The organism is Paenibacillus sp. OAE614 (assembly GCF_040546645.1).
Lineage (GTDB): Bacteria > Bacillota > Bacilli > Paenibacillales > Paenibacillaceae > Paenibacillus_AQ > Paenibacillus_AQ favisporus.
Genome location: NZ_JBEPOD010000001.1, coordinates 2517121 through 2537896, shown reverse-complemented (window position 1 = coordinate 2537896; position 20776 = coordinate 2517121). Strand labels below are relative to the sequence as shown.

The window sequence follows — 20776 nt, the reverse complement described above, 5'->3', positions numbered from 1 at the left end:
TTTACATAGATATCTATGTATTACAGTGTACCGAATAATTGCATAGATGTCTATGCATTTGCGCTCGAAGCATTAGAACCTCTTGAATATTCGCTCCAGCAGGGATTCAAGCTGGACCTGCTCCTTGTCGGAAAGTCCGCCGTATATGGTCTCGTTGAGACGGGCGGACACTTCCTCGAACACCGGTTCCAATTCTTTTCCTTTAGGCGTCAGCGAAACCAGCGTCATGCGGCTGTCTTCCTTGCTCTTCACTTTGCGGACGTATCCCAGCTTGTCCAGTTTGTTTACGAGCACAGTGACCGTCGGCTGCGTCCGGTCGATTTTTTCGCTCAACACGGTTATGGGCTGCATGTCCTGGGTATACAGCGCCCACAAAATATCCCCGTGTGAGGAGACGATGCCCTCGATGCCGCGCTGTTCCAGCTCGGACACGATCATAGTGTTAATGGCGTTGCGGATTTTGCTGAACATAGTGGCTGCGTTTTTTTTCATTCTAATCCCATCCTGTTTCCCAAGTTATATAAAAGCATTACGAGGAGACTTACGAATAACCGGCTGTAGATGTCCGCTATTCCTGCTCGAATTTATGAAAATGCAGCGTAAACGCTGTCGACTCGCCTTCGACTGAATCAACCGTTAGGCGGTGGCTGAGCTTCAGGGCCATCTGACGGGCCAAATAGAGCCCCATGCCCGTGGATTTGGCTTCGGTTCTGCCCGTTCCGCCCGTGAAGCCTCTATCAAAAACACGCGGCAGATCCTCCGCCTTGATACCAATCCCCGTGTCTTCAATAACCAGCCGCTTCTCGGCGGCATCCTCCTCACATCGGAACAGGATGCGGCCGTTCTCGCCGGTATATTTGAGCGCGTTGGACACGATCTGGTCGATCATATAACCCAGCCATTTGCCGTCGGTATGTACGAAAAGCGGCTTGCCCGCCATCTGAAACTGGATTCGCTTGTTTATGAACAGTTTGGCGTATTTCTTGACGCTTGCTTTAATCAGAGGCTCCAGCGCGGTTTCGGTAATCAAATAATCCCGGTTGAACGAGTCGATCCGTGAATAATAGAGCGCCTGCTCCACATAATGATCGATTTGGTCGATCTCGTCCTCCAGCTTGTCCATGACAGCTTCCGCATTGTGAGTCATACCGTTCTCCAACAAGAGCCTGGACGCGGTAATCGGCAGCTTGACTTCATGAATCCATGACATGATAAAGTCCTGATGATCCTTCTTCTCACGAAGCTGCTGCTGGAGCTGGGCAGAGTGCAGGCGTTGAAGCCGCCTAACCCATTCATTAACGATAGCTTGCTGCGGATGCTGTGGTTCGGGTAGGAGGGCTGTTACTTCCTCCATTTTGCTGATGTTCATTTGCTGAAGCATCTGATAGTAAGGTCTCCGGTAATAATAGCCGATCACCAGATACAGCGCGGCACCTGCAAAACAGATCATATTCAAGTACAACATGTTTCCTATTCCGGAAGAGCCGTTCGAATCCATAGACATAAACAGCGTCACAACGGTCATCAGCAGGATGTAGAACGCGATAAACCAGCTTTTGACCTTTACATAGTCCATAAATTTCATGGTATCAGATACCCTTGCCCCTTCTTGGTCACAATATAATCCTTCTTGCCAAGGTCAGCCAGCTTCTTACGGATTCTGACAATATTCACGGTAAGCGCATTATCGTCAATAAAACTTTCGTCCGCCCACAAGCTCCGCATCATCTTCGTTCGTCCGACGATCGTGCCTGCATGCCGCATCAGCATGTTCAGGATGATAAATTCGGTTTTGGTCAGCTCTGCCCGATGCTCGCCGACGGACACATCCCCGTCGTTCAGGTTCAGCAGTACGCCTTGATGCTCGATAATGTGAGTTTGCACATCAAGATAGGAATACACTCTTCGCAGTATAGCGTTAATTTTGGCCATCAGCACGTCCATATGGAAGGGCTTCTGGATGAAATCGTCCCCTCCCATATTCATTGCCATCACCATATCCATCGGTGTCGTCCGCGAAGACAAAAAGAGGATCGGGACCTTGGACACCTCCCTGATCCGGCTGCACCAATAGTAACCGTCGAACCTTGGTAGGTTGATATCCAGAATAACCAGTCCGGGCTCCTGTTCACTGAACAAAGACATCACTTGTTCGAAATCGCTGACCAGGACTGGTTCGAATCCCCATTTCGCAAGCGAGTCCCCGATCATCTCCCGGATTACGGGTTCATCCTCCACGACCAGAATTTTCATATTCATCCGGTTCATCCTTTGCTCACGCACTTGATATCGATAACCTTATTGTAAACGACATCCTCCCCTGCCTCCAGCTTTTCCGCCCAATGTGACAAAATCGTTAGGTTCTTTCTTTAACCGTAAGCTTTGATGCATGTTGATTCCTCTATAATGAACACTACCGAGCTTGGTAAACGCAAAGAACAAGGAGAGATTTTATGCAAGGACATGGTAAAATAGCGCTGACCTCAGCAGCAGCGAAGCAGAGGTTTCCCGGTCCGTGGATCGGGGGAATCGCCTTAATCGTTTCGCCCATACTGCTGCTGGCGGGCATCCTGCTCCGCTCACCGTATCACTTTTTCTTTCCCGACCAGTTGGCAGCTTATGACGAGCATCCGCTTCAGATGACGGCTTCATACAGCCTGTTCGGGTCCGGGATCGTCATGCTCTGGCCGGCCGTCCTGCTGCTGGTCCAGTCGATCGGCGTTTCGAAACCGCGCTTCGCGCTTTGGGGCGGATTATTCGTCATTTCAGGACTGTTTGCCCGCACCTTCCATGCAGGAGTCGACCATATGGCTTTTCAGCTGGTGAAAACGGACGGCGTTGGTCAGGCGGTAAACACGGTCGGAGATGCATACGGTGCCTTCCACATCTACAGCACTTTTAATCTGGCTATCATCTTAGGGTGGATCCTGCTGGCCATCGGCTCTTACCGATCCGGTACGCTCGGACTGGTTCAATCCGCAGCACTGGCACTGGCCAGCGCACTCCCGCTCGGTGTTTTAAAAGGAACGACGCCATGGTCCATCGCGGCAGCCGGAGGGCTGGCCGTCGCTTTGATTCCGTTCGGATGGACCATACTGCGCAGCACCCCTTTTCCCGGATGGTTGAAAATAGGAACTTGGACATTGATCGTCTGCGCCGGAATTTCCCTGTTCACTTTGTTCGGCCGCATGGGTTAAAGCAGTCTAATACGGACCCCCATTAAGGAGGAGACACAATCAATGAATGTCGTCATCGAAGGCAAACAAATCTCCAAAGTATACGGCTCGGGAGACAGCGTCATATCCGCCCTGCAGCAAATCGACCTGACCGTCATGGAAGGCGAAAGCGTGGCTGTTATGGGGCCGTCAGGCTCAGGTAAGACGACGCTGCTCAACATTTTGGCCACCATTGATTCCCCGACCTCGGGGGAGGTGGTGATCGACGGACAAAACATCCTGAACATGAACGAAGAACAGCTGTCTTCGTTTCGCCGAGACCGGCTGGGCTTCGTGTTTCAGGATTACAACCTGCTCGACACGCTGACAGTTAAGGAAAATATCGTGCTTCCGCTGGCCATCGCCAAAATGAATGTCGGGCAGCTGGAGCAGCGAGCAAGTGAGGTTGCGGTCCGGTTCGGGATTCAGTCGATTCTGGACAAATATCCGTATCAGATATCGGGCGGGCAGAAGCAGCGCACGGCCGCTTCCCGGGCGATCGTGACGAAACCCGCGCTGCTGCTGGCCGACGAGCCTACCGGGGCGCTCGATTCCAAATCGGCAACCGACTTTCTGGAGAGCTTGAAGGAACTGAACGAACAGGAAGGAACTACAGTTCTGATGGTTACCCATGACGCCTTTGCCGCCAGCTATTGCAAGCGGGTGATTTTCATCAAGGATGGAAGTCTGTTCACCGAATTAGTCAAGGGAAGCCAGTCGCGCAGGGACATGTTCAAAAAAGTGCTGGACGTATTGGCTGTACTGGGAGGCGGAGCCATTGACGCTGTTTGACGTAGCGAAGAAAAATATTCAGGGGAACGTCAAAAACTATTTAATCTACCTGCTGTCCATGATTTTCAGTGTCATGATTTACTATATTTTCGTGTCGCTTCAATATAGCCAGGCCATCGCTGATGGACTGCAGTCCTCCGAAAGCCTTCAGGCCGTTCTGTCCCAGGCATCCGTCATCCTGATCTTGTTCACAGCCGTATTCGTATGGAGCTCGAATGCCTTCTTTACCCGAAAAAGAAAGAAGGAAGTTGGTCTGTATGCTCTGCTCGGAATGCGAAGACAAACGATCGCCCGGATGCTGTTCTATGAAAACCTGATCATGAGCCTGGTTGCCTTAATCTTAGGCGTCTCTCTCGGCACCCTTTTATCGAAGCTGTTCACCATGATTTTGCTGAAGCTGCTGGATAACCCGGTCAAGGCCGGCTTTGAAATTCACATCGAGGCCATTGGGCAAGTAACATTGGTATTTGCGATCCTGATTTTGATAACTTCCATGCAGGGCTACCGGCTGATCTATAAGTTCAAGCTTGTGGAGCTTTTCCAAGCCGAGCGAAAAGGTGAGTATGCGCCCCGAATTTCTCTGCTCGCTGCAGGGCTGTCCGTCATCCTCATTGCTCTGGGTTACTGGACTGCCTTTAAGCCTATAAGTACAACCCAAGGCATCCTTGTCAACTTCTCCATCATTTTTATAGGACTAGGCGCTGGCACCTATCTGTTATTCCGCTCCCTTGTCATTGAGATCTTAAAGCTGTCATCACATCATAAAAAAAGGTATTACCGCGGCATCAATATGATCGGCACCTCCCACCTGCTCTACCGCATCCGCAGCAATACGGTCATGCTGACAACGATCGCTCTTCTCAGTTCTTTGACCTTGTGCGGGGTAAGCGTCGGCTACAGCTTTTTTTATACCCAGAAGCAGAGCGCCGAACAGGAGATGCCGTTCAGCTACACCTATGCCGTTTCGGAAAACGGGCTTGATGTCGCGGCCAGACAGCTCATTCTCTCGGACGCCAAGCATCCGGTTATCGCTGAAATCGACCTCCCTGCCATTGCGACCGATGCCAATCTGACCCGGTTTGCCTATCAGCCCGGAAATTACGAGCCAAATCAGGTTCCCGTAAAGCTGATATCCGCATCAACGTATCAACGGGCCGCTTCGGCACTGGGCTATAAAGAACGCCTTCAGCCCGCAGGTCGGGATGTTGTCCTCGTTCGCCCATTGTACACGAACCTATCGGCTGATGAGGTACAAGGAAATCGAATATCCGTCACCACTGGGAATGAACAGGTGAGCTTAGAGGTGACTGGGGTTGCTGAAGGACGCATCCTTCCTTGGGGCTATCCGGATCTGTGCATCGTCATGAGCGACAGCCTGTTCAGCCAGTTGAGCAAGAGCCTCGAAGCCAGCACCTATAAGGCTTTTAAAGTCAGGGGCCAGGAAACGACGAAGGAAACCGCAACGGCGCTCATCAAGCTTTCTGGAGACGGAAGCGGAATGGCAACATTCTATCAGCAGTACCGCCAGAATGTGGAAAATGCCGGTATCAACGTCTTTACGCTCGGATTTCTCGGGCTTGTCTTTCTGGCAGCCACCGGGAGCATCATCTACTTTAATCAGTTGACCGAAGCGGAAGCCAGCAAAGGAAGCTATGGCATTTTGCGAAAAATCGGCGTAAGCCGTAAAGATATCCGCCGGTCGGTCGCCAAGCAGGTGCTGTTCGTGTTTGGACTCCCGCTGATTGTCGGACTGGTCCACAGCATCATGATGCTAAAGGCACTTGCCGGCATTAACCTGATCAGCGGCCTGTTCGCCGTTCCGATCCTACTCTCCGGCGGGGCTTATCTTCTGATCTATCTCGCCTATTATGCGTTTACGGTCAAAACCTATTATCGGACCGTATCGGCACAGCTATAAATATAGCAAAGGGGATGTCCGTGGTGTATAACCATGGGACATCCCCTTCTTCAATCGGTGAGGGCAGCAGGCAATCCCTAGTACAGCAAATCCTTGCCGTACTGCTCTCCCTCCAGCATATCGTAAACCACAAGCTTGTAATCGTTCAGCAGCGACTGCTGCTCCGGCGTCAAGGCAGAGATCACGGCGTTATCCTTGCCGATTAACACGCTTTTGTTCAAGCCGGGAATTTCGGACTTCACCTTCTCCAGCAGCTTGTAATACACCGGCATGCTCTGGCCGGACAGCTCGAACACGGTCGGTCCGATAAAAGCGGGACTCATCGTGCCCGGAGACTTGCTGCCGATATCAAAGTTGGCCAAGTAGATCAGCTTCGTCTCATGCTTCAGGCGCGGGTTGTCGTTAAATCCGGCCTGGGCATACACCCCGGAGGACAGAGCGGGCAGGTGGTCGCCCCAGAACGCGACGATCGTCGGCCGCTGAATCGTCTTCAGCTGTTGGCTCAAGTAAGCCACCGCCTCATCCGTCAGCTTGGTGTCATGCGTGTACGTTTCCAGCTCGTCTTTGTATTCCGGTTTGACGCCGGAAACTGTAATCGTGTTCGAACCGTTCAGCCCCTTGGTAAACGGAAAATGGTTCTGCATCGTCACCAGGTGCAGGAACGTAGGCTTGCTCGCCGACTTCAGCTCACGGACGGCTTCCTGCACGGCGGCCATGTCGGAAATGTATCCGTTCGGCGTATACCGCTTGGCGTTCGGCAGGTCCTTCTCGCTCGTGAATTGGTCGAAGCCGAGAATCGGGTACACCCGATTGCGGTTGTAGAATGTGTCGTCGAACGGATGCAGCGCCAGTGCCTCGTATCCCCGGTCCTTCAAAATACTGACGATAGAAGGCAGTGAGGACATTTTGACAATCCGCTGCTGGTATGGGATCGACCCGTCCTTCAAAAAATACATCGACAAGCCGGTCAGCGCCTCGAATTCCACGTTGGCCGTGTTGCCACCAAACTCGGGGGACAGCAGAAAACCGTCCGGCGTCGATTGGGCGTTCTGGTGAATAAACTTCAGCGGATCCTCGCTGAACGTATAGGACGGCATCCGGGTTGGATCAAAAAAAGCCTCGTCCATCATATACATAATATTCGGCTGCTCTACCGCTTTGGTTGGCGGCGTACCGGTAGATGTTCCGTATTTTTGTGCGATCGCTTCGATCGCTTCTTTGCTGTAACCCTCCGGTTTTTCGATCAGGTTCTGCATCAGGTTGCCGGCGAAAGCGTACACAAACCCGTTCTGGGCGTAGTTGACCTTCTGGTTCCACGGAATGTTCTGATACTTCAGCGATGTGGCCAGCGCGTGCTGGCCTCCGACCATTTGTATAAATCCGCCGACTGCCACCAACGAGATAATGCCAAGCGTAATCCGCAGCGGAAGACGGACCTTGACCTTTGGCAGCTTCAGCATCAGACAGATCAATGCCGCAACGAGCAGCACCGATACGACGACCGCTGTCGGCGAAATCATGCCCTTCGTAATTTTCGTCATTTCCTGGGCGTTCTTGATCTGCATCAAATCCCATGGGAATAAAGGCTCGCCCGTTGTGGACAGCTTCTCATAATTGGCGATCCCGAGGACAACGCATACGATAAAAGCGATCAACGCCCCCGTATAGACGTTCGGAATGATCATGGCACAGACCAGCAGCACGAAGAAGAAAAACAGACTGCCGGATAAATAAAGCCAGTAATATTGGGAAATCCAGTTCAGCACGCTTACGATATTCATTCCGAGCGAAGCCGCCTGCATGAAGAAGTTCAAAATAAAACCGCCGAGCAGCAAGGAGAAAAGGGTTATCCCTACCCGCCTGGACGGCACAAATAATTGGCGCACGGTATCACTCCCATCTGTTCTCAAGCGAACAGTATACGCCAATTATCTTAAAAAAACATTAAAATCATACGAAAATTTAACATTCTCTTTATACTGACATTACAATCCTGTGAATTGGCAAACCCCCACGGAATTACCGTGAGGGTCGGTTCGTACCTATATCCACTTAGCGAACTTTGCTAGAAGCTGTTCACAATCGCATCGATTTCTTGCATTTGTTTAGCAGATAATGGGCCAAGGGATACAGCACCTGCCAGTTCTTCCACCTGCCGTCTCGTTTTAAAGCCCGGAATCGGGATCGCGGCATCGCTTCTCGCCCACAACCAGGCAAGGGCTCCCTGCACCAGCGTCCGCTCGCCGCTCGTCAAAATTTCTTTGATAGCGTCAAGCTTCTCAATGAACTCGGGAAGGGGGCTGCCGTCTTTAAAGTACCTTACCCAGTCATGCCCGCTGCCTCTGACGTCGGTATTCGGCAGGCTTGTCTCCGGCCGGAATTTGCCGCTTAATAGCCCCATTGCCAGCGGCGTGTTGTTAATGCTTGCAAGACCCAACCGCTCACAAACGGCCACTACGTCACGGTTGTCATGGAAAACATTTTGCTCATGCTGGATGGCAGCTGCATCCGACCGGCTGGCGAAAAATTCGGCGTTCTCCGCATCACCCGTGCTCCACCCGTATGCCCGGATAAGCCCCTCCCCACGCAGACGTTCCAGCGGATCGATCACGGACTCCATCTCTTCGCGGGTCAATGAACCAGGATGAATTTGCAGCAAATCGATGTAATCGGTCCCCAGCCGTCGGAGCGAACGCTCGCAGGCAAAGCGGACATAGGAGGGCGAGACGTCGTAACGCAAATGTACTTCCCTGTTCGCGGCGTCCTGTAAAAATCCGAATTTGGTGGCGATGACCACTTGATGGCGGCGCCCCTTGACCGCGCGCCCCAGCACTTCTTCACTATGTCCGGTTCCATAAGCGTCGGCTGTATCAAAGAAAGTTACTCCCATATCCAGCGCCGTATGGATGGCCGCCTCCGATTCCACATCGTCCACCTCGCCCCATCCGTCAGGCAGGCCGCCGAGCGTGAAGTTTCCGCCAATCGCCCAGCACCCGAGCCCCAGAGGGCTTACAGGAATACCGGATGATCCCAAGGTTCTGTTCATCAACATTTCCTCCCTTTCGCTTGTGCATGGCTTCATTATAATAAGGAGAATGGCTTATGATCAGAGCCAATACATGCGATTTTGGAAGAACCAATTCAAATGCAAACTGCCGACAAGGCTTGTCGACAGTCTGCACCGGGAATGTCCGAGTCATTCGTTTGTAGAGTAGTTCCGAGCGATGTCAGCAATCAATCCGGGCTGCACGGGAGACCAGCCCAACTGCTCTTGGGTCCAGGTGCTTGAGGCCGGGTTGTCCATCTTTACCATGGCCGCAAGAAAACCGAAATGTTCATCAGCCTCCTCGGGGGTAATGGCTTTCACCGGCACTTCAAGGCGTTGGCCAATGACATTGGCGATATTTTGGAACGGGATCGCTTCTTCGCCGACTCCGTGCAGCCGAGCGCCGGCAGGAGCCTTTTCCAAGGCCAGCCGGAACAGGTGCGCGAGATCGAGAAGGTGCACAGCGGACCAGCGATTAGTTCCATTGCCTAAGTAGGCCGAGAAGCCTCTGGTCTGGGCTAGGTTGAAGAGGGCCGGGATGAAGCCATGATCCCCTTTGCCGTGTACGGACAACGGGGGCCGCACCACAGATACGCGCACACCTCGTTGGGCGAATGACAGTGCCGTCTCTTCGGATGGGATCCGAAGCGCTGCGAACGACTGTGAATCCAGCGGGTCCTCTTCCATCGCGAGACGGCCCGGTCTAAGAAGGGCGGTACCGGATGTGACAACGAGGGGCCGATTCGTTCCCGCGAGCACTTCGCCCAACGTCTCGATCGCTCGTCGGTCCGCTTCGGCGGTGTCTATAAAGTTCGTGGTTTCGTCAAAGTTGTTAAAATCCGTGTTAAAAGCCGTGTGAATGACACCTTCCGATGCCTCCGCGCCAGCTTTAAGGCTGTCGAGATCGTGGAGGTTGCCCCGATGCACCTCACCCCCGGCGGCAGCCAATGCTTCAGCCGATTTGTCTGAGCGGACAAGCCCTACCACATGATGTCCGGCACCCAAGAGTTCGCGGACGACAGCGGATCCGATAAAGCCTGTTGCTCCTGTAACAAAAACACGCATAGTAAAGTCCTCCTAAAGCTGTAGAGTAGTTTAGCTGCTGCATCTCTTGCGGCGATGATCTCTTATCCCCTTGCCGCTGATTCAACGCTAAACTTAGCATACTCCACAGCTCACCCAGATCTTTGCCTGATCCTCGCCACTCTTTGCCTGATATTCTGGAATGCTTCCCGAATCTGATCGAACCCTGGCCTCACCCACACCATACCGTTCGTTCAGTCCATGATTAGTTCTCTTTGACGCAATCTGGAAACGTCCCTTCTTGGCGGATGTCCAAAATAAGCGCTGTAATCCCGGCTGAACTGGGAGTCGCTTACATACCCAACAAGCCGGCATGCAGTGGTCGCGTCCATTTGGCGAGATAACATCAGATGCCGGGCTTCTTGCAGGCGCAGCGCTTTTTGGTATTGCAGCGGGCTCATCGACGTGACTGACTTAAAATGCTTGTAAAAAGTGGACACACTCATATGCTCCAATTCCGCTAAGTTTTCAACCTTTATTTGCTGAGAAAAATTGTCGCGGAGCCAAGCAATGGCCTTCACCACAGGCTGCATTTCCGAGTCAGCAAAACCCATTTCGGCAACATGAACGCCGACGGGGCTGCGCAGAAGCCGTATTAAAATCTCATCCACTGCGAGTGGAGCCAGTAATTCGGCATCGCCGGGGTGAAATAGATACTCTATCAGTCTCGACATCGTCCTTACTATGCCTAAGTCTGCGTTAGTGACGTAGCATGCGCTCCGTTCATGAATTGGAGGCAGTCCCTGCGGATACACTTTCAGGACCAACTCTGCGATTCTTTGCGGATCCAGATCCAGTCTGACACCGAGCAGCGGCTCGGAATGACTGGCTTGTGTGGTCTGAACAGCAACCGGCAGGGCCGCGGGTGTCACAAACATATCCGATTGGCCGATTCGATGAATCTCCTTCCCGACCGTGATGTCCTTGGCTCCTTGCACAACGATTCCCAAAGAAGGCGAGTAAAAGGTTTTAACGTTGTCCATATCTACTCGTGAATAGCGGCCGATGAACAAACCAGGGATGCGCTGATCAAAGGCACCGTCATGCGGGGCATACTGGTAGATCAGCTGTATCAGCCGGGCTGTTTCGGCTTCAAGTGTCCCCCTGGCGTCAGGATATGCCGATGGAACCGCATATTCATTCATTAGCTGCACCGTTATTAACAACTCCTCGTATTATATACTTCCTCCCTTTACGATAGCTTCGATACTCTTTCATCTCAAGGCTCAATTAGAATTAACACCGACGGCTTCCACCTCAGAAGTAAAAAAAGTGCTGCGTATATACTCCGGATTGCCCAGCAGCGGCCGACCAATGGCGATAAAGTCCGCCAGTCGATCCGTTAGGATGAACTCGGCAAGCTCTTTGGAGTAAATTTTACCCACGGCAATGATGGGAATACTCACGTATTGCTTTATAATGGAGGCATAGGGTACCTGATACCCGTCGGGCGTCGCGGCGGGATTGACCGGGAGCAGGCCGCCGGAAGACACGTCAACGGCATCGATCAGTGGCTCCAGGGAAGCGGAAATTTTCGCCACATCTACGGGCGTAAGGCCCCCTTCGGTAAAATCAGACGCGGATACGCGGATCAATACTGGATAGTCGCGTCCCACCTCCGAACGGACGGCTTCCAAAATGTCACGGAGAAACCGGGTTCGTTTTTCCGGCGAGCCGCCATATGCATCTGTCCGGTGGTTGGACAGCGGGGAGAGGAACTGATGCACTAAATGGCCGTGTGCTGCGTGCACTTCGATGCCGTCAAAGCCGGCTTCCAGGCTTCTTCTGGCAGCTTGCCGGAAATTGTCGATCTCGCTCTGGATATCCGACAAGCTCATTTCTTCAGGAATCCCGTATTCGTCGTCGTAGGCAATCGGACTTGGTGCTAGCAGACGAGACCCCCCGTTTCTCCACGACTTTCTGCCGCCATGCGTAAGCTGAATGAAAACCGGCGTGTTTTTGGCGTGAACGGCTTCGACCACTTTTTTCAAAGGGGCGACATGCTCATCCGTAAAAATGCCGATGTCGTTGCTGAACAGCCTACCGTTCGGTGACACCCCGGTCGATTCCAGCATGACCATCGCGGCTCCACTGGCAAGCCGGCCGTAGTGGTTTACGTGATAATCGGTGGCGAACGCTTCGGGCGTCCCCTGGTTCTGCTGCATGGGGGAAACGATCAATCTGTTACTCAGCTTCAGCCCTCCGATATGTTTTTCACTATATATGATGGTTTTCATGGTTATCTCCTCCTAAGACTCTTGTATATGAATTTCTTAACTCCATTGTAAGAGTCGCAGGGGCATCGTTACATACAAAAACCAAGTTATTCCTACCCTCATACTTAGAATTTGAAGTTATACGCCGTTCCGGAATTTATAATTTGAAAGTTCTGTCCGGAATCTGAATCAAGAGGCTTGCTCTGACTGGATTTTTTCAAATGACGAAAGGAGTTCACTTTATGGATCAAATTGACCTGCGTATTTTAGATATTCTGCAAAAGGATGCCCGGATTTCCATTTCCGAGCTGGGCCGCATGATCAACATGTCCGGTCCGGCTGTGACCGAGCGGATCCGCAAGCTGGAGGATAAAGGCGTCATAGCATCCTACCGTGCGGTGCTTTCTCCTGATAAAATAGGCAAACCGATCACGGCGTTTATTCTCGTGCAGGCCGATCATTGCAACGCATTGACCGAATTCTGCTCCCAGTCTCCCGACGTGCTTGAGCTGCATCAAATCAGCGGCCAATATAACTTTATTATGAAAGTGGTTGCGGCTTCGATGAAATCACTCGAGGAGTTCCGGATGGCCTGCAGCAAGTACGGATTCACGCAGACGATCACCGTGCTGTCAACGACATTTGATTCCAAAGCTTTTGCGCTGGACGAACCATAAGCATCCATATGAAACTTATGCACCGCTAGTACGGCGTTTCATTGAACTATAATTGGGGGGATGACAGAACATGAAGCATGATGGAAACAAGCCTGAGCCGTTTTTCGAGCTTGTAACACAGGGTACGGACAATGGATTGAAGCAGCACGACTTGTCCGGTTTGTTCTGGCACGATGAAGAAATGACGTTTGATTCGATGTATGAAGCCCAAGTATGGGCATTGGACGAACCCTATAACAAACTCGGCTGGGAGTATAACGGGTACCGGACGGCCGATCCGAAGATCGCCGGCGCCCTGGTATGGGAGCTGATGAAAGCGAAGACCGCGGGTTACGGCAGGCGTGAGGTGTTTGCCGACGAGCAGCACGTCGATAAAACAACCATCTATCGGGTATGGGTCAAATGGGCCCGCCCCGAGCCCGGGGCGTTACATTCGGATTAAAGCGTTCTTTGCAGCTTAACCTCAAATTCCGGTCTCGTGATGTACTCCATATAATGGATTTTACCGGTAAAGTCCAGGTAAGCCTGATAGCGGAGCCGGATGGCCGGCGCGGTTACGAGGTCGAGCACCTGACTTTTCGGCACCCAGCGGCTGTCTGAAGTCTCTTCGGATGTGCACAGCTCCCCTCCCGTCGGTGTACATACAAAGTCCAGCATCAGCTTGGTCGGAACCGGGGTTTGTCCATCATGCCACAGGTAGCTGCCCGTATTGGAATAAATCCCGATCAGATGCGACACTTCGGTGTCGATGCCGCTCTCTTCCTTGATTTCTCTAGTCAGGGCATCCATGAGGTTCTCACCATTCTCCACCTGGCCGCCGGGAAAAACCCATCCGCCGTGCCGTGTCTTGACCAAGAGGATATCCCCGCAGCCGTTCTCAACAAAGCCGCCGACGGCTCCGATATGCGTAGGCATCATCATGCTATCAACCTCCAAATAAATGATTACGTTTCTGCAAAAAACAAGGCTGCCGGGCAGGCCCGGCAGCCGCTTCCCTACCTTTTTGCGCAGCAGCTGAAGTGCTTTAGACTTCGTCCCAGATCCGCTTCAGGTTTTCAAGGCCAAGCTTCGTGCCCTCGCGGCACTCCTCCATGCCCTCGAACTCCAGCGTAATGTATCCGTCGTAGCCGGATTCCTTGATCAAACGGAGCACCCGCCGTACGTCGATATCACCCTGCCCGAAGATAGCTCCCCGCAAATGATTGCCGTGCGAGGTAAGAAACCAGGCGCCGCCTCCAGGGTTCTGGTCCGCCGGACGGATATAGAAATCCTTCACATGCACAAGTGATGCATAGGGGAGATTCCGTTTGACGCCGACAAGCGGCTGCTCATCGACACAGAGGAAGTTACCGATATCGAGCGTCGTTTTGAAATTGGGACGGTCCACGGCCTGCAGCACGCGCTGAACGCGGTCACTGGCCTGAACGCTCATGCCGTGATTCTCGACGGTGGTAGTGATGCCGAACCCCGCCGCATAATCGGCGATCCGCCGGCAGCCTTCGACGATCTGGTCCAGGTTGGCTTCGAGATAATCGATGCCCCGCTTCTCCGGCGGCAGCGTAAATGCTGTCACGTCATGACGCATATGCTTCATACCCAATCGGTGAACGGTGTCCACATGCCGCTTGATGCGTTCAATTTCCTCTTCAAAGGCTTCCGGCGTATCCTGCACGAAGTTGGCCGGCATCGAATAATTGGACAGCTCGATTCCTTTGGCAGCGGCCCGCTCACGAACCGCATCGGCCAGCTCCGGCTGATCCTCCAGCGTAAATCCGTACGGTACGATCTCCATATGTTCCCCGCCCTGCTCCGCAATCCAGTCGATGACGTCCAGTACGGTCATCTCTCCCGCTTTAATCGCTTGCAAAAGGCTGTATGTACTTACTCCAGGCTTCATTCGCGTAATCCCTCCGGTCTGTTGTTAAATTTCTTCTGTCAGTTCCAGTTCGATGACCGTATCCAGTTCATCCGGCAGATCGCCGCCGGCCAGGTGAATAAACGCGCCGCTGTCCGTATCCGAATATTGATCGGCCATCCAAGGCGTTTCCACGTGCAGCTCGCTGCCGTCCGACAGCAGGCGGGCCTTCTTGATCTTCCCCTTCAGTCCCTGGAAGTAGATCGGGCCGATGCCGCGGTCAAAAATATGCGCGTACAGCTTATTGCCTTTCTGCGTATACCGCCCCCACTCCGGCTTGGGAAGTGACGCAATCCCGCAGCCGTAAATGCTGTCCCCGTTCCGGCGCAGCCATTCACCGACAACGGACAAAATGGCCAGGGACTCCTTCGGAATTTCTCCTTTGGCGTCCGGTCCGACGTTCAGGAGCAAATTGCCGTTTTTGCTGACGCATTCCACCAGCGCACGGATGACCTGTCTCGGAGACTTATAGTTTTTGTCCGTCGCATGGTAGCCCCAATGGTCGTTTAGGGTGATACATGCCTCCCACGGAATCGGCTCGCCCAGGTCATTCACAATGCCGCCCGGCGGAATAATCTGTTCAGGCGAGAAGAAGTCGCCCGCGTATTCCTCCGGCTCCGCCGCCATAATATTGCCGCCCAAGCGGTTGTCGATGACGATGTCCGGCTGAAGGGACCGGATCATCCGGATCAGCTCGGTGGCGCGCCACTTTTCGCCCGTCATATCATCATATGAGAAATCGAACCACATTATATCGATTTTTCCGTAGTTGGTCAGCAGTTCCCGGACCTGTCCGTGCATGTACTCCAAATACCGGTCGAATTGCTCTTCCCGGTTTTTGTACGATTCTTCCGCACGCATCGGATGCTGGCGGTCGCCGAAGGCTGGATAATCCGAATGGTACCAATCGATCAAGGAATAATAGAAACCGACCTGCAGCCCTTCTTCGCGAAACGCATCGACATACTCGCGGATCAGGTCTCTTCCAGCCGGCGTATTCGTTGCTTTATAATCTGTCAGCTCGCTGTCAAACAAGCAGAAGCCGTCGTGATGCTTGGTCGTCAGCACGGCGTAGCGCTGTCCGGCCGCTTTGGCCGCCTTGGCCCATGCACGCGGATCATACAGAGTCGGATTAAACTCCTCAAAATAGGCTTGGTACTGTTCATTCGTGATGCGCTCCTGGCTCCGTACCCATTCGCCTCTGGCCGGAATCGCATACAATCCCCAATGAATAAACAGGCCAAAGCGGTCGTCCATTAATGTTGCCGTTCTTTCAAAACGCGGATTCATGCCCTATTCGCCCTCCAATAGCTGTTTTCTTGACTTGTGCCGCAGCAAAATTCGACAGCGTTGCTTACTGCACTGCCGGACGGCACTCCCTTATTCTTCGTTCCGGCATCCGGGATACCCTTTTATTCAAATTCACTTTTTTCGCACGAAATCTAGTCATCAATGAATACCGTCATGGTTAATGAAAAATAGGTCACACCTGGATTCCCAGGCGTGACCTATTGGCATAGGGAGATTAAGTTGTTCTCCTGTCGGACCCGCCGGTCAGCATCCGCCGTTTGTCCGCGTCCGGATCACGGGTAACCGTGCTGTCTACACCGAACACCATCGTCCAGCGTTCCTCCTCATCGTACGCAGGCCACGGCAGAGAAGGCGTTGAGGGCTGTCCGCGCTTGGCAAAAGACGTCCAGGCCTCCTGCATGCGTTCCGCCACACTCCTCATCTCTTCGTTCACCGGCATACCTGCGCCTGCAAGCAAGTCGAGATTGTTAAACACAAATGGAATTTCGGCGGAATGAAAGGCCGTTCCCAGCAGCGGATCGCCCGGCACCATCGCATAATCGTAACGGTACATCCATACCGCCGCATGCGGCAGCTGGGCTTCTGCGAACTGAAGGGCCGATCTCCAGAAGAACAGCTCGGTCATCGCCTGACGCTGTCCCTCCACGGTGGCCGGATATGCTTCGATCCAGCTCGCCGCTTCCTTCGATCCGGTCACCGCTGTATACGCCCGGGCGTTTTGTTCCTTAGTCAGCATCGGCATGCCTTCCGGTATAAAAAGCGCCCCTTCATCCCGGTTCGTACCAATGATGATCTCGATGCCGGCCGCGGAACCGGCGGCCACCGCTTCCAAAGGCGTCACAGGCAGCAGCTCCCCATCGACGACCGGCTGGAACAGCATGACGGCACTTGCTCCCGCCGCCTGTTTTAACTCGTCTGCCGCTCTTAAGATCTCCTCGGCAGGCACTTCTTGCAGCCGCTCCAGCTGATCCTCCGAAATGCCAAGGATATCCAGCAGTCCCTTCGTAAGCAACCTGCCATGTGAGTCTGAGATCGCCTGGGAAGCCCCGCTCTGCATAATCGCCCGGGTGAACAAGCCTCGGGCTGCAGGCATTGCGAGCAGCGCCGCAATGCTCATACTTCCCGCCGACTCACCAAATACGGTCACCTGCTGAGGATCTCCGCCGAAACCGGCGATGTTGTGCTTCACCCAGCGCAGCGCTTCGATTTGGTCCAACAGACCGGCGTTGCTTACATAACCGTCTTCGGACTCTCCGGAAAATGGGGAAAAATGCGTAAAACCGAGAGGACCCAGCCGGTAGCTGAGGCTGACGACAATCGCGCCTCCCCGGCGCGCCAGCTCGGAGCCGTCATAAATGGGCAGTCCGCCGCCGCCCGTCACGAAGGCGCCGCCATGAATCCACACCATGACCGGAAGCGGCTGCGATGCCGGCTCATCAGGGGCCCACACATTGACGTACAGGCAGTCCTCGGACTGCGGGATCTGATCCCGTTTCAGTCTAAAAGCGCCACCCGTAGGGTTGACGCGCTGCGGGGCAAGCGGTACCGTCATGTCCCCGGATCTAACGCCTGCCCACGGGCGTGCAGGAAGCGGTTTCCGAAAACGCCGCCCGCCGACGGGGGGCTCGGCATAAGGAATCGCCTTCCAGGTCCGGACGCCGTTCTGAACATATCCTTGAATCAGGCCATTATGAGTACGGATGAGGAGTTGGTCCAATTTCGTTAACATCCTTTCTAGCGTTGGAATCGTTCTACCATTGTAACACTAAAAATTGGACAAAGCCTAACCGAAGCTCGGTGCAAAAAACCATCTATCGACGACCACTTAAGGAAGCCAGCGCCAAGAAAAAAACCTGTCTATATAGACAGGTGCTAATCGCTTGTGAAGCAGGCCGGTATCGGCTGCCTCTATCTTGCCGCCCCTTCCTTTTGGCTGCGGTAGGCCCAATGATTCGTCGGACCGCTCCCGCCGCCAATACCGAGCGCGTTCTCGATGGCCGCCTGAATGAATTCACGGGCCGTCCGTACGGCCTCGTTGACCGGGTTCCCTTTAGCCAGCTCAGCGGCGATCGCAGCCGAGAAGGTGCATCCCGTTCCATGCGTATGACGGGTGTCAATCCGACTTCCTTCCAGGGTCGAGAAGGATTTTCCGTCGAAAGTTAGATCAACCGCCTTATCAGACGATTCGTCATGTCCGCCCTTGATCACAACCATCTCCGGACCGTAAGCCGCGATGCGGTAGGCCGCCTCGCAGCGTTCCTCCATCGACCGGATCGCCATCCCCGCGAGCACTTCCGCCTCCGGAATGTTGGGCGTGACGACAGCTGCCAGCGGCAGCAGCTGGTTCTTCAGCGCATCTACCGCGTCCTGCTGCAGCAGCCGTGCGCCGCCTTTGGCGACCATAACCGGGTCGACGACCACGTTCCTCCAACCAAATGCGGCAATGCGTCCTGCGACAGCCTCTATAATATCCGCGCTGAACAGCATACCGGTTTTTACCGCATCCACGCCGAGGTCGGTGCCCACGGCATCCATTTGTTCGGCTGCCGCAGCCGCGGGAAGCGGATATACGCCTTGTACCCCGAGTGTGTTTTGAACTGTAATGGCTGTAATCGCGGACATACCGAATACGCCAAGCTCCTGGAACGTTTTGATATCCGCCTGGATGCCTGCCCCGCCGCCGCTGTCAGAACCGGCTACCGTCAAAGCTTTCGGGATGCTCATTGTACAAATCCCCTTCCTGCCGACTCCAGAAGAGCCGTAATGGTTCCTTCCTCCAAAGGATGCCGGTCCATTACAGACAACGCGTCGAGGAAAGCGATTTGGAAGCTTCCCGGCCCCTCAATGCCGGCCCACTCAAAAGCCCGAACGGCCGCTTCACCGTAGTACGCCAAGGCGGCCGCGCCAGCGGACAGCAGATCGGATTCGACCGCTCCAAAAGCGGCGATCACCGATGTCAGCAAGCAGCCGGTCCCGGTGACTTGGGTCAGCATCGGATGTCCGCCCCGGATCAAGTATCCTCTCGTTCCGTCGGTGATCACATCTTCTTGCCCGGTAATGGCGACGAGAGTCCCCAGACGGTGCGCCGCCCGTGCCGCCAAGTCTGCGGGAGCGGACTCCCCGGCTTCACCTGCGTCGACGCCTTTAATCGCGCCGGATTCACCAATGAGATAGGCAACCTCCGCTGCGTTGCCCCGAACCAGCGACACGCGCACCTCGCGCAAAATTCGCAGCGCAGCCTCCGTGCGAAATGCGGTCGCTCCCGCGCCGACGGGGTCCAGGAACACCGGAACGCCATGATCATTTGCCGATCGGCCGGCGATGATCGCCGCTTCCACCAATTCGCTGTTCAGCGTTCCGAGATTCAGGACGACGGCTTGGGCGACCCGAGCCATATCGGCCACCTCCTCTTTGGCATAGGCCATAACCGGAGAGGCGCCAAGGGCAAGCAGGCCGTTGGCCGTAAAGTTGGTCACGACCACATTCGTCATGTTGTGAATGAGCGGACGCTGCTCTTTTATCCGTAAAGGAAGCTGGATAAGTCCGGACGGGAACATATCGGCGGTCATCGTTCCACCCCTTCCGCTGCAGCCAGGGAAACCGGCCAATCCTCAAGCGTAAACGCCATATCCCAGAACATGTACTCCAGCTGACAGCTGGTCAGAAAATGCTCCATCAGCCGTTTTTTTCTTGCGGGAGCCAGGCCTTCCACCCATTCGTCGAGCAGCCGCCGCAGCTGTACCGTTACGCCGCTTTCACGGTCTCCGTAAAAGTGCATCCATTCATAAAACGGATGGGATTTCTCCGGTTGGACTTCCTCCAGCAGACGTTGGCCGATTTCCGTATAGGTCCACGGGCAAGGTAACAGCGCAGCTACAATATCCTCAAGTCCCCCCTCATGGGCGACGTTCAGCATATGCCGGATGTAATGATTAGCCGATGGAGCCAGCGGATAGCCTTGCAGTTCCTCATATGCAACACCGGCGACATCACAAAAGTTTTGGTGGGGATGCGTTTCGCTGTTCAAAATAAACGAAATCTGTTCGTTAAAAAGCGCGGTCGTCTGCCGGCAATCGCATCGGGATATGGCAATGCCATAGATCCTGATGTAGGCATTCAGGTATTCAAAATCCTGCTTCACATAGTGAATCAGCTGCTCCTTGGACAAGGTACCTTCCGCAATCCCCCGTACAAACGGATGCTTTAAGATCGCTTGATAAATGGGATCTGCCGCATGTCTCAATTCTTCGGTAAACCGGGCCATGATAATGCACCTCCATTAATTTTGACGAAAATCGCATGTTCGAGCGCGGGGAAGCCAACACAAAAAAGCCGCCCCGAAATGGAGCGGCCGCTATTTGCAGTGTCATCCTGAATGTATCTCATCAAGAAAGTTGCGTATGTAATGGCCTGCTCCACTTCCCTCCGCCGGTATTAACCGGATCAGGTTCAAAGGGTCCAAGCGATCACTTGTCTCAGCTGCCTCCGCAGCTCCCCTAGTGGATTTTCGTATGATATTTTACAAGTTCATGATTAAATGTAGCTCCGTTTGCCGGTGTTGTCAAACAAAAAAAGCTGCTGGCGGGATACCGGGAAAAAGCTT

The 20776-nt window shown here is 53.7% G+C and carries 20 protein-coding genes and 1 riboswitch; of the genes, 5 read left to right on the top strand and 15 right to left on the bottom strand.

Annotation, left to right across the window (positions count from 1 at the left end):
• Positions 1-72 precede the first annotated feature (72 nt).
• The 3 genes from ABIE48_RS11905 to ABIE48_RS11895 form a co-directional block, all read right to left on the bottom strand.
• Positions 73-492, bottom strand: a complete 420-nt coding sequence (locus ABIE48_RS11905; protein WP_192714467.1) for a MarR family winged helix-turn-helix transcriptional regulator — start codon at positions 490-492, stop codon at positions 73-75.
• Positions 493-568: 76 nt separating this feature from the next.
• Positions 569-1585, bottom strand: a complete 1017-nt coding sequence (locus ABIE48_RS11900) for a sensor histidine kinase (protein ID WP_192714468.1) — start codon at positions 1583-1585, stop codon at positions 569-571.
• Positions 1582-2253, bottom strand: coding sequence for a response regulator transcription factor (locus tag ABIE48_RS11895; RefSeq protein ID WP_192715305.1), 672 nt, complete (start codon positions 2251-2253; stop codon positions 1582-1584). Before ABIE48_RS11895 ends, ABIE48_RS11900 begins: the two co-directional genes overlap by 4 nt.
• Before the next feature lie 200 nt (positions 2254-2453).
• Between ABIE48_RS11895 and ABIE48_RS11890 the strand changes: the two genes are divergently transcribed.
• The 3 genes from ABIE48_RS11890 to ABIE48_RS11880 are packed head-to-tail and all read left to right on the top strand — an operon-like array spanning position 2454 to position 5925.
• Complete coding sequence (locus tag ABIE48_RS11890) at positions 2454-3197, top strand: hypothetical protein (RefSeq protein ID WP_192714469.1); 744 nt, start codon at positions 2454-2456, stop codon at positions 3195-3197.
• Between the two features lie 42 nt (positions 3198-3239).
• A complete protein-coding gene (locus ABIE48_RS11885; protein ID WP_192714470.1) occupies positions 3240-4007 on the top strand; it encodes an ABC transporter ATP-binding protein in 768 nt (255 codons plus the stop codon).
• Positions 3994-5925 (top strand): ABC transporter permease, encoded by a 1932-nt coding sequence (locus ABIE48_RS11880; protein ID WP_192714471.1) that lies wholly within the window; start codon positions 3994-3996, stop codon positions 5923-5925. Before ABIE48_RS11885 ends, ABIE48_RS11880 begins: the two co-directional genes overlap by 14 nt.
• 77 nt (positions 5926-6002) lie before the next feature.
• Here ABIE48_RS11880 and ABIE48_RS11875 read toward each other — a convergent pair whose 3' ends face one another.
• From ABIE48_RS11875 to ABIE48_RS11855, 5 genes are all read right to left on the bottom strand, one after another.
• Entirely contained in the window at positions 6003-7811 is a 1809-nt protein-coding gene (locus tag ABIE48_RS11875) for an LTA synthase family protein (protein WP_192714472.1), read from the bottom strand.
• 179 nt (positions 7812-7990) lie between these two features.
• Entirely contained in the window at positions 7991-8971 is a 981-nt protein-coding gene (locus tag ABIE48_RS11870; protein ID WP_145020703.1) for an aldo/keto reductase, read from the bottom strand.
• Between the two features lie 150 nt (positions 8972-9121).
• Complete coding sequence (locus ABIE48_RS11865; RefSeq protein WP_145020706.1) at positions 9122-10036, bottom strand: SDR family oxidoreductase; 915 nt, start codon at positions 10034-10036, stop codon at positions 9122-9124.
• Between the two features lie 212 nt (positions 10037-10248).
• Positions 10249-11199: an AraC family transcriptional regulator gene (locus tag ABIE48_RS11860; RefSeq protein ID WP_192714473.1), complete on the bottom strand. Its 951-nt coding sequence runs from the start codon at positions 11197-11199 to the stop codon at positions 10249-10251.
• Positions 11200-11280: 81 nt separating this feature from the next.
• Positions 11281-12291 (bottom strand): oxidoreductase, encoded by a 1011-nt coding sequence (locus tag ABIE48_RS11855; RefSeq protein ID WP_145020712.1) that lies wholly within the window; start codon positions 12289-12291, stop codon positions 11281-11283.
• 221 nt (positions 12292-12512) lie between these two features.
• Here ABIE48_RS11855 and ABIE48_RS11850 point away from each other — a divergent pair, with 221 nt between their 5' ends.
• Both ABIE48_RS11850 and ABIE48_RS11845 read left to right on the top strand, forming a co-directional pair.
• On the top strand, positions 12513-12947 hold the full coding sequence (locus ABIE48_RS11850; protein ID WP_192714474.1) for an Lrp/AsnC family transcriptional regulator: 435 nt from the start codon (positions 12513-12515) through the stop codon (positions 12945-12947).
• Positions 12948-13017: 70 nt separating this feature from the next.
• Complete coding sequence (locus ABIE48_RS11845) at positions 13018-13389, top strand: hypothetical protein (protein WP_192714475.1); 372 nt, start codon at positions 13018-13020, stop codon at positions 13387-13389.
• Here the strand turns inward: ABIE48_RS11845 and ABIE48_RS11840 are convergent.
• The 7 genes from ABIE48_RS11840 to tenA form a co-directional block, all read right to left on the bottom strand.
• Entirely contained in the window at positions 13386-13868 is a 483-nt protein-coding gene (locus ABIE48_RS11840; protein WP_192714476.1) for an NUDIX hydrolase, read from the bottom strand. The two genes, ABIE48_RS11845 and ABIE48_RS11840, sit on opposite strands and share 4 nt — an antisense overlap.
• Before the next feature lie 103 nt (positions 13869-13971).
• Positions 13972-14844, bottom strand: coding sequence for a sugar phosphate isomerase/epimerase family protein (locus tag ABIE48_RS11835; RefSeq protein ID WP_192714477.1), 873 nt, complete (start codon positions 14842-14844; stop codon positions 13972-13974).
• Positions 14845-14868: 24 nt separating this feature from the next.
• Positions 14869-16152 (bottom strand): alpha-L-fucosidase, encoded by a 1284-nt coding sequence (locus ABIE48_RS11830; RefSeq protein WP_145020722.1) that lies wholly within the window; start codon positions 16150-16152, stop codon positions 14869-14871.
• A 235-nt stretch (positions 16153-16387) separates the two neighbouring features.
• Entirely contained in the window at positions 16388-17890 is a 1503-nt protein-coding gene (locus tag ABIE48_RS11825; RefSeq protein WP_192714478.1) for a carboxylesterase/lipase family protein, read from the bottom strand.
• A gap of 191 nt (positions 17891-18081) precedes the next feature.
• Complete coding sequence (gene thiD, locus ABIE48_RS11820; protein WP_145020728.1) at positions 18082-18897, bottom strand: bifunctional hydroxymethylpyrimidine kinase/phosphomethylpyrimidine kinase; 816 nt, start codon at positions 18895-18897, stop codon at positions 18082-18084.
• Complete coding sequence (thiM, locus tag ABIE48_RS11815) at positions 18894-19742, bottom strand: hydroxyethylthiazole kinase (RefSeq protein WP_483312653.1); 849 nt, start codon at positions 19740-19742, stop codon at positions 18894-18896. Before thiM ends, thiD begins: the two co-directional genes overlap by 4 nt.
• On the bottom strand, positions 19739-20437 hold the full coding sequence (tenA, locus tag ABIE48_RS11810) for a thiaminase II (protein ID WP_192714479.1): 699 nt from the start codon (positions 20435-20437) through the stop codon (positions 19739-19741). Before tenA ends, thiM begins: the two co-directional genes overlap by 4 nt.
• 139 nt (positions 20438-20576) lie before the next feature.
• Positions 20577-20681, bottom strand: a riboswitch (TPP riboswitch).
• Between the last annotated feature and the right edge of the window lie 95 nt (positions 20682-20776).

What these genes read in the sequence shown, in the direction of transcription:
- ABIE48_RS11905 (WP_192714467.1), bottom strand. Translation starts at nt 492, where the DNA reads ATGAAAAAAAACGCAGCCACTATGTTCAGCAAAATCCGCAACGCCATT.
- tenA (WP_192714479.1), bottom strand. Translation starts at nt 20,437, where the DNA reads ATGGCCCGGTTTACCGAAGAATTGAGACATGCGGCAGATCCCATTTAT.
- ABIE48_RS11890 (WP_192714469.1), top strand. Translation starts at nt 2,454, where the DNA reads ATGCAAGGACATGGTAAAATAGCGCTGACCTCAGCAGCAGCGAAGCAG.
- thiM (WP_483312653.1), bottom strand. Translation starts at nt 19,742, where the DNA reads ATGACCGCCGATATGTTCCCGTCCGGACTTATCCAGCTTCCTTTACGG.
- ABIE48_RS11835 (WP_192714477.1), bottom strand. Translation starts at nt 14,844, where the DNA reads ATGAAGCCTGGAGTAAGTACATACAGCCTTTTGCAAGCGATTAAAGCG.
- ABIE48_RS11830 (WP_145020722.1), bottom strand. Translation starts at nt 16,152, where the DNA reads ATGAATCCGCGTTTTGAAAGAACGGCAACATTAATGGACGACCGCTTT.
- ABIE48_RS11840 (WP_192714476.1), bottom strand. Translation starts at nt 13,868, where the DNA reads ATGATGATGCCTACGCATATCGGAGCCGTCGGCGGCTTTGTTGAGAAC.
- thiD (WP_145020728.1), bottom strand. Translation starts at nt 18,897, where the DNA reads ATGAGCATCCCGAAAGCTTTGACGGTAGCCGGTTCTGACAGCGGCGGC.
- ABIE48_RS11860 (WP_192714473.1), bottom strand. Translation starts at nt 11,199, where the DNA reads ATGAATGAATATGCGGTTCCATCGGCATATCCTGACGCCAGGGGGACA.
- ABIE48_RS11845 (WP_192714475.1), top strand. Translation starts at nt 13,018, where the DNA reads ATGAAGCATGATGGAAACAAGCCTGAGCCGTTTTTCGAGCTTGTAACA.
- ABIE48_RS11850 (WP_192714474.1), top strand. Translation starts at nt 12,513, where the DNA reads ATGGATCAAATTGACCTGCGTATTTTAGATATTCTGCAAAAGGATGCC.
- ABIE48_RS11870 (WP_145020703.1), bottom strand. Translation starts at nt 8,971, where the DNA reads ATGAACAGAACCTTGGGATCATCCGGTATTCCTGTAAGCCCTCTGGGG.
- ABIE48_RS11895 (WP_192715305.1), bottom strand. Translation starts at nt 2,253, where the DNA reads ATGAAAATTCTGGTCGTGGAGGATGAACCCGTAATCCGGGAGATGATC.
- ABIE48_RS11865 (WP_145020706.1), bottom strand. Translation starts at nt 10,036, where the DNA reads ATGCGTGTTTTTGTTACAGGAGCAACAGGCTTTATCGGATCCGCTGTC.
- ABIE48_RS11855 (WP_145020712.1), bottom strand. Translation starts at nt 12,291, where the DNA reads ATGAAAACCATCATATATAGTGAAAAACATATCGGAGGGCTGAAGCTG.
- ABIE48_RS11900 (WP_192714468.1), bottom strand. Translation starts at nt 1,585, where the DNA reads ATGAAATTTATGGACTATGTAAAGGTCAAAAGCTGGTTTATCGCGTTC.
- ABIE48_RS11885 (WP_192714470.1), top strand. Translation starts at nt 3,240, where the DNA reads ATGAATGTCGTCATCGAAGGCAAACAAATCTCCAAAGTATACGGCTCG.